The sequence below is a fragment of the Polystyrenella longa genome (genome assembly GCF_007750395.1).
In the GTDB taxonomy this organism is placed as follows: Bacteria; Planctomycetota; Planctomycetia; order Planctomycetales; family Planctomycetaceae; genus Polystyrenella; species Polystyrenella longa.
In genome coordinates this window covers 3,638,208-3,650,333 of record NZ_CP036281.1, presented here as the reverse complement: position 1 = coordinate 3,650,333, position 12,126 = coordinate 3,638,208, and the positions used below count along the sequence as shown (strand labels likewise).

At 50.5% G+C, this 12,126-nt stretch carries 11 protein-coding genes; 7 read left to right on the top strand and 4 right to left on the bottom strand.

Features of this window, described 5'->3' with window-relative positions; translation table 11 throughout:
* The first annotated feature begins 110 nt into the window (after positions 1-110).
* Entirely contained in the window at positions 111-626 is a 516-nt protein-coding gene (locus Pla110_RS13535) for an FtsB family cell division protein (protein WP_144996283.1), read from the top strand.
* A gap of 59 nt (positions 627-685) precedes the next feature.
* On the opposite strand, the gene Pla110_RS13530 is transcribed toward Pla110_RS13535, so the two are convergent.
* Positions 686-1,348 (bottom strand): signal peptidase II, encoded by a 663-nt coding sequence (locus Pla110_RS13530; protein ID WP_144996282.1) that lies wholly within the window; start codon positions 1,346-1,348, stop codon positions 686-688.
* Positions 1,345-1,740: a TraR/DksA family transcriptional regulator gene (locus Pla110_RS13525; RefSeq protein WP_144996281.1), complete on the bottom strand. Its 396-nt coding sequence runs from the start codon at positions 1,738-1,740 to the stop codon at positions 1,345-1,347. The genes Pla110_RS13530 and Pla110_RS13525 overlap by 4 nt, the downstream gene beginning before the upstream one ends.
* 565 nt (positions 1,741-2,305) lie before the next feature.
* Between Pla110_RS13525 and bcp the strand changes: the two genes are divergently transcribed.
* The 4 genes from bcp to hflX all read left to right on the top strand — a co-directional run bounded on the left by bcp (position 2,306) and on the right by hflX (position 6,057).
* Complete coding sequence (gene bcp / locus Pla110_RS13520; RefSeq protein WP_144996280.1) at positions 2,306-2,788, top strand: thioredoxin-dependent thiol peroxidase; 483 nt, start codon at positions 2,306-2,308, stop codon at positions 2,786-2,788.
* An 86-nt stretch (positions 2,789-2,874) separates the two neighbouring features.
* Entirely contained in the window at positions 2,875-3,801 is a 927-nt protein-coding gene (locus Pla110_RS13515; RefSeq protein WP_144996279.1) for a bifunctional riboflavin kinase/FAD synthetase, read from the top strand.
* 117 nt (positions 3,802-3,918) lie between these two features.
* Positions 3,919-4,461, top strand: a complete 543-nt coding sequence (rfbC, locus tag Pla110_RS13510) for a dTDP-4-dehydrorhamnose 3,5-epimerase (RefSeq protein ID WP_144996278.1) — start codon at positions 3,919-3,921, stop codon at positions 4,459-4,461.
* Positions 4,462-4,689: 228 nt separating this feature from the next.
* Complete coding sequence (gene hflX, locus Pla110_RS13505; RefSeq protein ID WP_144996277.1) at positions 4,690-6,057, top strand: GTPase HflX; 1,368 nt, start codon at positions 4,690-4,692, stop codon at positions 6,055-6,057.
* 139 nt (positions 6,058-6,196) lie between these two features.
* Here hflX and Pla110_RS13500 read toward each other — a convergent pair whose 3' ends face one another.
* Positions 6,197-7,279: a nucleoside hydrolase gene (locus Pla110_RS13500; RefSeq protein WP_144996276.1), complete on the bottom strand. Its 1,083-nt coding sequence runs from the start codon at positions 7,277-7,279 to the stop codon at positions 6,197-6,199.
* 329 nt (positions 7,280-7,608) lie between these two features.
* On the opposite strand from Pla110_RS13500, the gene Pla110_RS13495 reads away from it, so the two are divergent.
* Positions 7,609-9,477, top strand: a complete 1,869-nt coding sequence (locus Pla110_RS13495) for an ABC transporter ATP-binding protein (RefSeq protein WP_144996275.1) — start codon at positions 7,609-7,611, stop codon at positions 9,475-9,477.
* A gap of 199 nt (positions 9,478-9,676) precedes the next feature.
* Positions 9,677-11,260, top strand: coding sequence for an alkaline phosphatase D family protein (locus tag Pla110_RS13490; RefSeq protein WP_144996274.1), 1,584 nt, complete (start codon positions 9,677-9,679; stop codon positions 11,258-11,260).
* Between the two features lie 15 nt (positions 11,261-11,275).
* Here the strand turns inward: Pla110_RS13490 and Pla110_RS13485 are convergent, their stop codons facing one another.
* The gene (locus Pla110_RS13485; RefSeq protein WP_144996273.1) at positions 11,276-12,052 is read right to left on the bottom strand and encodes a CPBP family intramembrane glutamic endopeptidase; all 777 of its coding nucleotides are present in this window, start codon (positions 12,050-12,052) and stop codon (positions 11,276-11,278) included.
* Positions 12,053-12,126 lie beyond the last annotated feature (74 nt).

Here is a 12,126-nt window from a genome sequence, read left to right as displayed (position 1 = left end):
TTATTGCGGGTAGGTCGGGACTGCTCGATTTTCTACTTGCTATGATTGAGCTTTAATGCCGACCCACCTGCATCTGTAATGAATTTATAATCCAAGAGGAATTACTCCCCATGAGTCACCAACAGGAAAACGAACTGTTGGAATTCGATTGGATCGTCTCGCTCCTGTTCTGGCTCTTCCTGTTCGTGGCGGCGGCGATCTTTGGAGTGCTGGCACTCTCGCCCAAGCTGGAAGTCTACTGGAGTCTGCAAGCCGAACAGAAGCAGAATGCAGAGCGGCTGGACTCATTGCAAACAGAAATTACCTACTTGCAGCATGTCGTCGACGCTCTGGAGCACGACCCGGAATTCCAAGCGGAACTCGCTCGCATTGATCTGAATCCAAACAGATCAGTAGCAGACGAAGAGGTACTCGATCTCAGCCTGAGCATTGGACCGGCTGTGGTGCAGCGGGATCAGCCCCATTTACATGACGAGGATTCTTCGTCTTGTAGGGAAGGGTGGCTGGTCAGCAAGAATCGCTCGTTCGTACAGGACCGAATCCTGCGGAATAAACTCTACCTCGTGATGGCTGGACTAGTGGTCTTCGCGTTTGTTTTCCTGCAGGATAACTCCGCAGAAACTTGATCAGCGAGATTATTGAGCCGCTGTCCACATTGGTGCAGACAGGCGGCTGATTTTAGCTGTTACGAAGGAGATGAAGCCTTTTCCGATACCGTTGACACAGCCACAGTCTCTGTCTCTTGTTTGGAATCGCTCATGAAAAGCGAGTGGATGAACATCATAGCCGCTCCGACGACCAGATAGGTGTCGGCGAAGTTAAAGATCGGCCAAGGGTAACCATCGCGTCCTCCAAAGCGGAAGAAGAGGAAATCGCGCACGGCATAAATCGGGTTGCCGAGGTGGTCCTCATACCCATGCCACCCCATTCGGTCCCAGAGGTTGCCAAAGGCACCTGCGAGAATCAATCCCAGCGAGATAGTCAACCAGAGATTGTCGACGCCGTTAAAGTAAAACGCCCAGACCAGAATACCAACGATGGCCACGCCGCCGAATAAACCGAACATCAGGCTCATTCCCTGTCCCAAGCCCCACAATGCTCCGAAATTGAAGTTGTTATACAACTGAAAGACAATCCAGTTGTCCATGTACAACACCGACTGTCCATCGGCTCCTGCGGGGTTTGTGAAGATCTCATGTTTTCCCTCGACGAGCGTTTGGGCTCCCCCGGGAAAACCGAGATCGGCGAAAACAACATCCTTAGAGTAAATGTCGAAGAATGTCGCGCAGAGGACCAGGACACAAAACAGGATCGGATATCGTCGGGTCGGAGCCGTTTCAGGTTTCATAAGGCAAGTTCTTCGCGTTTCCGTTCGCAGTCGATGCAGTAGCGGGTGTAAGGGATCGCCTTCAATCTCGTTTTCAAGATGGAAGATTTCGCAGCAGATTTTCCGTCTTCCAGGCACTGTTCGCAGAGACCATAAGTTCCCTGATCAATCCGATCAAGTGCGTCGTTTATTTCTTCGATAACTTCCGCTTCGTTCTCTGCGAAACGGAGCGTGAAGTCCTGCTCGAAACTGTCCGTCCCCATGTCGGCCATATGCGTTGGAGATCGAGATTCTCCAGCAAGGTCGGAGCGGTCGAGCGCTTCGGATGTCAATTGTTCCATTTCGCCACGTAAACGTGTTCGAATCACGAGTAGCATCTGGCGATATCGTTCGAATTCGTTCTCTTTAAGCATTTGATCCAACCTTAAGAGCGAAAGTGATTTTAATGAACAAGCCTGACGGTGACTATTCCGATTTAATCTGTTTCGGACTGGCTACGCTGGAAGAATCTTTTATTTAGGGAACCCGTCAGCGACTGGTTTTGAATCTCGTTCTGCACAGAAATTAAAGTCAATAACCGTCGATTCCCCAGAGGTTGGAGGGGGAATAAGTGGTGTGAGTATTATGAATGTGCATGTCCAATTTATCAAGGTGTTGCCTGACGAAATGGGTTCGGCGACAAGCTTGAGCGGGAGATGGTTGAGTGACTCACTTAGGGATTTTGCTGGCTCTTCGGCGAATAACCTACTGAAAACCAATGGATTACGGCGAGACACCTGCGAACAAGGACGAAACTCCGGTTATCTGATCGCACTGGTTTGAAAAAATAGAGCCGGACTCTTAGCATGTTTGCAGAAGATTGATTCCCCGGCATTCCCTATTGAATTTGCAGGTTTTCCCCATTGCAGGACTCCCCTGGGATGGAACCGATCCCGCTCCTGGCCGGTGCGAGCGACAAAGAAGTAACAGGATTCATTCATGACGACCTCCCCAATCCCTGAAGTGGGTGATAAAGCCCCGAACTTCAACCTCCCTGCGTTCCCCCAAGGTCGTCATAAACTGGCTGACTACAAAGGGAAACAGAATATCGTGCTCTATTTTTATCCGCGCGACAATACCCCCGGTTGCACGACGGAAGCCTGCGAGTTCCGCGACTCCATCGGCAATTTTGAAGTGGCCGAGACGGTCGTCCTGGGTGTCAGCACCGATACGGTTGCGTCACATGAGAAGTTTATCAGCAAGTTTGATCTCCCGTTTTCGTTGTTGGCCGACGAAGATCACAAAGTAGCCGAGGCATACGGAGTTTGGGTTGAGAAGAATATGTATGGCAAAAAGAGCATGGGGATTCAGCGGTCGACCTTTTTAATCAATAAAAATGGGAAAATTGCCGCCGCATGGCCGAAAGTAAAAGTAAAGGGGCATGTCGAAGAAGTCCAAGCCGCCCTGGTAGAATTGGAATAGGTCCCGCAGGTATTTATCGCTTTTCCATCAATTCAGGGTCGAAAACGGCCCCGAAATTCTCTGAGGTTAGTTGAAGTCACTCTCTTATGGCACTGATGAACGGATTTGAGAATCCCGCGCTCTACCGAGGGGGCTATGTCGCCATAGGTAATTTTGATGGTGTCCACCGCGGCCATCAAAGCATGATCGCTCGCTTGGCCGAGCGTGCGAGACAGGCCAATGTGCCGGCCATCGTGCTGACTTTCGACCCGCACCCGATCATGAAGTTGAAGCCCGATCTGGCTCCGCCCAGGCTCACGGCGTTGCAAACCAAGTCGGATTTGCTGCACCATTACGGCGTCGATCACGTGATTGCGTATCCGACCGATCAGGAATTACTCAACCTGCTGCCGGAAGAATTCTTCGAGAAGTTTCTGTTGGAAGAATTAAAAGTCCGTGGGCTGGTTGAAGGGCCTAATTTCTTCTTCGGTCGCAACCGATCGGGGAACGTCGAAACATTACGGGAATTATGCGAACCGCATCAACTGTCGTTGGATGTTATCCCTGCTTTCAAATGGAAAGACGTCCACGTCTCCTCCAGCGCCATTCGCAAACTGATTTCTGAAGGCGATCTTCATACGGCGATCGACATGCTGGGACACGGCTATCCGATTGTGGGTGACGTCACTTCAGGAGAAGGTCGTGGTCGGGGCCTCGGCTTTCCAACTGCCAATCTGAGTGGAGTATCGACCTTACTACCCTCAGACGGCGTATATGCCGGTCATTGTACAGTCGAGGGGACCCGATTCTGCGCGGCAGTTAACATCGGACCGAACCCGACATTCAAAACAAAAGAGCATAAAATCGAAGTTCATCTGCTTGATTTCAGCGGAGACTTGTACGGCCAATCGCTGACTGTCGAATTGAATGCCAGGGTACGCGACACCCGGACTTTTGATTCCGTGGAAGAATTGAAACAACAAATTTCCGCTGATCTGGACAAGGTTCGTCAATTCGGTGACGATGCCGACTAACGATGCTGTCCTCCTTCGGCTAAAATCAGTGTTCTGCGGTTTTACAGTGTTCCTATCTCTGTCATCACCGATCCCGATCTACTTTTGCCTCTACCTTCGATTGAATGCGACTGTCACATGGAAGTCCGTCCTACCTCAATTCCTGATGTGTTGCTGATCAAACCGAGCGTGTTTGAAGACGCGCGGGGGTTCTTCAAAGAAACCTATCAGGAAGAGCGGTATCACAAAATAGGTGTCGGCGTTCAATTTGTGCAAGACAACAATTCGCGTTCACAACGAGGAACGCTACGCGGGTTGCATTACCAGCTGGAACACTCTCAGGGTAAGCTGGTGCAGGTTTTTCGAGGCGAGATTTTTGATGTCGCTGTGGATCTACGTCGATCGTCACCTACCTTCGGGAAATGGACGAGTGCCATTCTAAGCGAACACAACCATTTGCAGCTCTATATCCCGCCCGGCTTCGCTCATGGATTTTATGTGCTGAGTGAGCTTGCAGAGTTTTCTTACAAGTGCTCGGATTATTACTTCCCGGAACATGAGAAAACGCTGCTCTGGAACGATCCGCAACTCGATATCGAATGGCCGATTACCGAAAGCCCGCTTCTCTCCGAGAAAGACCAGCAGGGAATTCCGTTCTCTAACATCGAGTATTTCGACTGACAACAGGCTGGAAATTCAGTTTTAGCGAACTTATTCCGTAAGTGGGTGTCTGTCGAACAAGCATATTGAAGCGTTCGCCTCGCGAGCGTATAATGAATTAGTTGACAAACAGTCAGTCAGATTCTCAGCAGATTTCTTCTGTTACTGACAGACAAATTATACGAGTAATCTACGGACCCCTCTTCTGCTGTCTCCGTGAGTTACTCCTTGAGAACAGGTGCCATAGTATTGGGCGATCCAAAACGAGAAGAACTTCAGGTTAAAGAAAAAAAAGCAGTTCTGGCCGGAGTCATTGATCCCGCGCGACGGGACGACTTCCAAGACCCACTCGCTGAATTATCAGGACTGGCTTCTACGGCTAATGTCGTTGAATGTGGTCGCATGATCCAGTACCGCGATTTGCCTGATATGACAACTTGCATGGGGCCCGGAAAAGTTCAGGAGCTGAAACAGCTCTGTGAAGCAACCGAAGCCGAGATCATCGTCTTCGATAATAATTTAACTCCCGCGCAGGGACGCAATCTGGAGAAAGAACTCGATATGGTCATTGTGGACCGTAGTGAGTTGATTCTCGATATCTTTGCGTCCAACGCTCAGACTTATGAAGCAAAACTTCAGGTCGAGCTGGCGCAGCTGCTTTACTTTCGCCCCCGTTTGAAACGGTTGTGGACCCACTTGGAACGTATCGAAGGGGGAGTCGGTGCTGGGCGAGGTCCAGGGGAGAAACAGCTGGAGACGGACCGACGTTTGATCGATAAGCGGATCGCGGAACTCAAAAAGAAACTGAAAGAAGTCGAAAAACGACGCGCTCTCACCGTCGGTCATCGCAGGAACGAAACGACTGTGAGCCTGGTCGGTTACACGAACGCTGGCAAAAGTACTTTAATGCGAGCTGTAACAGGTGCCGATGTGTTTGTCGCCGACCAGTTGTTCGCGACGCTCGATACCCGCACCCGTCGCTGGAGTTTACCCAACTGGGGAGATGTGCTCCTAAGTGATACCGTCGGTTTCGTACGAAACTTGCCCCACCATTTAGTCGCCTCGTTTCGTTCCACGTTGGAAGAAGCCCGTATGGCGGATCTATTACTGCATGTCGTCGACGCCAGTAACCCGGAAGCGAAGCAGCAGATTGAAACGGTCGATAAAGTCCTCGAGAAGATTGATGTCGATTGCAGTAACATGTTACTCGTTCTCAATAAGGTCGACCGCTGTGAAGATCGATCACTAGTCGATGTCCTGCGTGCCCAACACGAAAATGCTGTCGTGGTCAGTGCACACACCGGTGAGGGGATCGAACGTTTACGGCAACGGATCACCGAAAAACTGGGGGGCGGTTATGTCGATGCGACCATCGAAACCGGGGCAGGCAACGGAAAGTTGTTCTCTTTTCTGGCAGAACATTCGGAAGTGACCGAACGGACCTACGACGATGAGAACCGGGTGCAGATTCAATGTCGTATCCCGAAACGTTTTTTGCTAACGCTTGAGAGAAAAAGCGACGAGCAGACGACGGTGACCGTCATTGGTGGTCCAAGCGATCCTGAATTTCCGTACGAAGACGTGGAGGAAATGACACCCTCCGAACCTACTTTGTAGGACAAAAAAGCTCACGTTATATTACTGCGCTTCGTCGTATCACTGTCTTCAATGTTTCGCTGCAATTCAACGAACAGTGCCACGGCTGAAACAGGTCAGCCGTGGCACATCGTCATTGTGTGATTGACGCTTTTAAATATTATGGAGTGGCTGGAAATGGAGGTTCGCTGGCGAGGTACATCAGCGCTTCCTCCACGCGGATGATCTGAGTAGCGTCGACATTAATATGTCGATGCCGACCGTGACCTTCTGCGGAGTAGACGGCGTAATCATCTGGGCCGATGTGAATCTCTCCCCCTTCGGTGACATCAAAGTAACCCCGGTCAGGCCGCACTGCGTACAGTACGCTGGTCAAGTCCCAGTTGGGCCGATCGTAAGGCATTTTGGAATACGCTTCGTAGCCTTCTTTCAGCGGGTGATGTTCAACGTAGTTGAAGTCGTTCATAATGCTTGTGGCTGGAAACTTGATTGCATGTCCGATTTCCCATCCTGAAGCGACCAACTCGGTCGGCCACTTTTCAAAGACAACGCGAGCCGCTTCCAGGTCTTTAATGACGTTGTATTCTTTGAAGTTCTTTGGTCGATCCTCTTTACCGAAATGTCCCGCCATCATCGACAGCAATGTCGTTTTCTGAGCGACAAGCTCAACACCATTTAATGGAGAGAATTCATCCGGCTCTGATTCAAGGAGACGGGCGATGTTGGTGGAAAATCCGACAACCACCATTGCAACGGAATGGTCGGGTTGCTCGGCAAGGACTCTTCGCAGCAGCTTATATGCTTCTGGTGTATCTGATGATGTGCCCGTGATGTCGTGAGGATATCTGGGTCGTCCGTTGTCCTCTACATCTACCAAGGGAAGGAATTTCCCTGGCTTGGGAGTTTTTCCGTCCCGGACAATACCAATAGGTATATTTCCACGCAGGTAAAAGGTGTTGATTGCATCGCAGAAACGAGCTGCTTCGGGGGTGTCTTTGCTGACGGTGACTGCGAGTAGCTCGCATTCGCCACGAGACTGCAAAGAATGAATGACACCCAGAGCGAGGGCGTCATCGATATCATTCCCCATATCGGTGTCGAAGATCAGTTTAACCGGTTTGGTATTCTCTTCAGCAGCGGTGGCGGTGCTGGGACAGAGACCACTGAGGAGGCCTCCAGTTAAAATGAGAACGCCGAATAATTTCATGGAGAATGACGAGGGTGAGAATGACAGTGAAAGCATACGAAATGTGTCCCTTTCGATGGAGACTGTCCTGAGTAAATTGTGTTAGCAGAACAGGGTTCTAGGTCGTACGAAGAGTAAGAGAGTTATTGGAGTCATGTGAGTTCGTCCATTACATTACACAATCCGGGGTCAGGCAACCTACTGTCGGGGCGAAATGGTCGATTTGGAAAACAAAGTTGACGATTTCTCGTGATCGGTTCGGCTTGACAGCAAAGAGCTTGCTTAAGATCCTATAGATCCGCAGTTTACACATATTTAACACGCATCTCCTCTGTACGATCGCGACACTTTACATTGATGTCGCTGAATAGAATGAGTGGAACCTCATGACCGCACTGCTCGAAATCAAAGGATTGAAAACTTACTTCCATACAGATGCAGGAACCGTCAAGGCGGTGGATGAAATTTCGCTGCATGTCGATCCGGGTCGAACACTTGGAATCGTGGGCGAATCAGGTTCGGGGAAATCGGTGACCTCGCTGACAGTTATGAAATTGCTCCCTCAGGCGGCGTCGAGTATTGAGGCAGGGGAAATTTCATTTCTGGGACAAGACCTCATCAAACTTCCCGACAGTGAAATGCGTAAGATCCGCGGTAAAGACATCAGCATGATCTTCCAGGAGCCGGGGACCGCGCTTAACCCGGTGCATCGAGTAGGAGATCAGGTGATGGAAGCGATCCTGCTTCATCAGAATGTTTCCACTGCCGAAGCTCGCCAACGAACAATTGAATTGTTCGAAGAAGTCGGTATCGAGAACGCGGAGGAAAAAATCCGGAGCTATCCGCACGAAATGTCTGGCGGACAAAAACAACGCGTGATGATCGCGATGGCCTTGAGCTGTAAGCCGAAATTGCTGATTGCTGATGAACCGACAACTGCCCTCGATGTAACCATTCAGGCCCAGATTCTGGAACTGCTCCGAGATCTTCGTGACAACAGGCAGATGTCATTGTTGTTCATTACCCACGACTTGGGAGTCATCGCTGAAATCGCAGATGATGTGGCCGTGATGTACCGTGGCCGTGTCGTGGAATACAAACCTGTTGTGGAAATCTTTGAAAATCCACAGCATCCTTACACGAAGGGACTTCTCGCCTGTCGTCCGCAACCGGACATGAATTACAAACGGTTACCGACTGTCAGTGATTTCATGAAGACAACCATCAAAGAAGATGGCGAGCTGGAACTCACTGAAATCACTCCACGGGCGGAAGACCTGGAACGGATGAAAAATCAGGGCCGTGGTCGTCTGTTGTCTCCCGAGGCAGAGTTGAAGCAACTGGGGCATCCTTGGAAACCGGAAGATCATCCCTCCGATACTAAACTGATTCCTGCCGACCAACAGACGCTGCTATCGGTTCAAGATCTGAAGGTTTACTTTCCTTTGAAAAAGGGAGTGTTATCACGAGTATACGACCATGTACGCGCTGTAGATGGGATCAGCTTTAATGTCTATCGCGGACAGACGCTGGGGTTGGTGGGCGAATCAGGTTGTGGCAAGACAACGACAGGTCGCGCGATTATGAAACTCGTGCAGGCAACTGAAGGGAAAATCTTTTTTGAAGGAACAGACCTCGTTCCCTTAACTGAACGGGAAATGAAGCCGTTCCGCCGGAAGATTCAAATCATCTTCCAGGATCCTTACGCTTCACTGAATCCTCGTTTGACGGTGCAGGGGATGCTGACTGAAGCGATGAAAGTCAACGGCGTCGGATCTAACAAAAACGATCGACTCCAGCGGGCGGCGCAGTTGCTTGTGGAAGTCGGATTGCTGGCCGAGCATCTGGGGCGTTATCCGCACGAATTCTCCGGAGGTCAACGACAACGTATCTGCATCGCCCGGGCACTTGCGGTGGAACCCGAATTCATTATTTGCGATGAATCCGTCTCCGCTCTGGATGTGTCGGTGCAGGCGCAGGTTTGTAATCTGCTGAAGGATCTACAGGAAGAACGCAACCTGACGTACATTTTCATCAGCCACGACCTCAGTGTCGTCAAGTTCATGTCGGATATGATGGCCGTGATGAATGACGGTAAGATCGTCGAATTTGGGCCGGCGGAGAGTATTTATGCTCATCCTCAACAGGAATACACGCAGAAGCTGATTTCGGCGATTCCCAACGATTCGCTGGACAATATCCGCACACATCAACGGCAGCGTGAAGAGCGTCAGCAGGCTGTAGCCAAAGGGTAATTGCTGGAGCCTGTTAGATTCGCATCAATCCTGAATCACTCGTTGCCAGACCTCTCCGGGGTAGGGTAGACTGACATATTGCGATATGTCGGTGTGTCCTCCCGGAACTTCATTTCCTTTTCATCGGAAGTGCGCCGTTTTCGCTAAGTAGAACTCCTCCCGCCAGGTCTCCCTCCTCCTGACAGAAAGTGCTCTTAAAATGAATCCTGATAAGATCGACTGGTTGCTCAAAAAATACCCTCACCGCCGCGACTTCCTGCAGGCGGGACTTTTCTCCCTCGCTAGTTGGCCATTACTTCTGAATCGACCTGCTCAAGGTGCAGTTCAGACTCATGTCACTTTCAAAGACTATCCCTTCCAGTTGGGGATCGCTTCAGGTGATCCGACCGCCGATGGAGTTGTCCTCTGGACGCGACTGGCACCAAAGCCGCTCGAAGATGGGGGGATGCCCAATGAAAACGTTGCCGTGCAATGGGTGGTCGCTAAAGATGAAAAACTGAGTCAAGTGGTCGCCCAGGGAGAAACTCTGGCAACTCCGGAACTAGGGCATTCAGTGCATGTCGAAGTCGAAGGACTTGAACCGGACCACTGGTACTTTTATCAATTCAAATCCGGTAACGAAATCAGTCCGATGGGTCGAACCCGAACGGCACCCCGTCGCGAAGTCATGCTGCCCAAGTTTCGTTTTGCATTCGCTTCCTGCCAGCATTATGAAACAGGCTACTTCACCGCTTATGAACATATGGCGCAGCAAGATCTGGATCTCGTCGTTCATCTGGGAGATTACATTTACGAATATAAAGGGGAAGATGGACGTGTTCGTAAACACGTCGGTGAAGAGATTGAATCGCTGGACGATTACCGGCGTCGAATCGCTCAATACAAGATGGACCCTGCATTGCAGGCAATGCATGCCCAGTGTCCGTGGTTAGTTACCTGGGATGATCATGAATTCGACAACAACTGTGCTAACGCCATTTCGGAAAAGTTAGACGTTGATCCTCGGGAATATTTACTTCGTCGGGCAAATGCGTATCAGGCGTATTACGAAAACATGCCACTCCGCTTACCGGCCATGCCGACCGGACCCGATATGGAACTATATCGGAATGTGAATTTCGGTCGACTGATTGAATTCAATGTGCTCGATACTCGCCAGTATCGGACGGATCAACCCTGCGATGATAAAAGTGGGCCGCTGTGTGACGGAGTATTCGATCCGGATGCTACATTGCTGGGTAATAAACAGGAATGGTGGTTGAATAAACAATTGATCTCAAACCAATCCCAATGGAATGTGCTTGCCCAGCAAGTGATGATGGGTCGGATTGACCGGACGCCGGGCGAAGGAGAAAGCTACAGCATGGATCAATGGTCCGGTTATGACGTCGCCCGAAAACGATTATTGCAGTTCATGGCGGAACGGAGGATTTCAAATCCGATCGTCTTGACGGGTGATATTCATGCCGACTGGGTGAATGACTTGAAGGTCGATTTTGATCGACTGGAAGATCCAACCGTTGCCACTGAGTTCGTCGGTACATCGATTACCTCCAGCGGAGATGGCCAGGCAGAGGTGAAAGACCTCGATAAATTCTACTCCGATAATCCTTTTCTTCGATATCACAATCGCCAACGGGGTTATGTGCAATGTGAAGTCACACCCAACGAGTGGCGGGCAGATTATCAAACGGTGGAATACGTTTCCAAACCGGGCGGTCCGGTTGATACGAAAGCGAGCTTCATCGTGGAGAATGGCAAACCGGGCGCCCTTCAAGTATAGACAGGACCGAATCGCCTAACCTTGATTAATGTTGGCAGCCATGTAGAGACCCACGAGTAGGTCGTAGGTCGCATGGCAGCCAACAGTGATTCCGAAGCCTCGAAAGCAGAAGAGGCACGCAAAAAACCCGCCCGCGACGGCACGAAACACGAATGTAAACAGTTGGAATGTATCCGCGCCCGCACCTATATAATGCGCGGCAGAGAAAATCAGACTGGTCCAGACGATTGCACCTATTGTTGCCCAGCGAACGGGAACTTTAATCAACCGGAAAAAACCGTAACAGGCGGGGAGCAGGCACAGCCGGAACAGAAATTCCTCATAGATTCCAGCGCCGATAAACGTAACCGCCCGTGATACATTCTCCGAAGAGAAGATGGAAAGCGGGATGTTTCCCACCACCTGTTGAAATATCAGACCCTGCGTTTGTCCGACGACAATTAATCCCAAGGCAAAGATCAGACTTTCGGCCAGCATCCCGACGAGCGTCTCTCCGGAAACTTTCCACTTTCCCCAAGACAGGAGATGCCACAAGAAGAGAACGAGCAGCACTGCCATTGGAGCCCAGACAGTTCCATTAAGCCCGGCAGTGCCCAGCCAGGATCTCATCCAGGCATCAGCTCCGTTTCGCAAGGCATCGGGGGTTCGCTGATCGGCGAGATACCAGACGCCGAATTCATACAGGCCAATCAGTGGCGTCAAAAAAAGCAGACAGGCCCAAGGTTGTCGAGATTCTTCCCAATACGTGAGAGGAATCGTCTCTTTCTTTTTTTTTACATAACTGACAGCCATGAGTCAGGACTACTCCGGAAGAACAGACCCGCCGGGCCATAAGGAACTTAGAGAGACGCGAGTTAAATTAGCCG

Coding starts and splice junctions, on each gene's coding strand:
- Pla110_RS13530 (WP_144996282.1), bottom strand. CDS start 1,348: ATGAAACCTGAAACGGCTCCGACCCGACGATATCCGATCCTGTTTTGT.
- rfbC (WP_144996278.1), top strand. CDS start 3,919: ATGGAAGTCCGTCCTACCTCAATTCCTGATGTGTTGCTGATCAAACCG.
- Pla110_RS13525 (WP_144996281.1), bottom strand. CDS start 1,740: ATGCTTAAAGAGAACGAATTCGAACGATATCGCCAGATGCTACTCGTG.
- Pla110_RS13515 (WP_144996279.1), top strand. CDS start 2,875: ATGGCACTGATGAACGGATTTGAGAATCCCGCGCTCTACCGAGGGGGC.
- bcp (WP_144996280.1), top strand. CDS start 2,306: ATGACGACCTCCCCAATCCCTGAAGTGGGTGATAAAGCCCCGAACTTC.
- Pla110_RS13495 (WP_144996275.1), top strand. CDS start 7,609: ATGACCGCACTGCTCGAAATCAAAGGATTGAAAACTTACTTCCATACA.
- Pla110_RS13485 (WP_144996273.1), bottom strand. CDS start 12,052: ATGGCTGTCAGTTATGTAAAAAAAAAGAAAGAGACGATTCCTCTCACG.
- Pla110_RS13490 (WP_144996274.1), top strand. CDS start 9,677: ATGAATCCTGATAAGATCGACTGGTTGCTCAAAAAATACCCTCACCGC.
- Pla110_RS13535 (WP_144996283.1), top strand. CDS start 111: ATGAGTCACCAACAGGAAAACGAACTGTTGGAATTCGATTGGATCGTC.
- Pla110_RS13500 (WP_144996276.1), bottom strand. CDS start 7,279: ATGCTTTCACTGTCATTCTCACCCTCGTCATTCTCCATGAAATTATTC.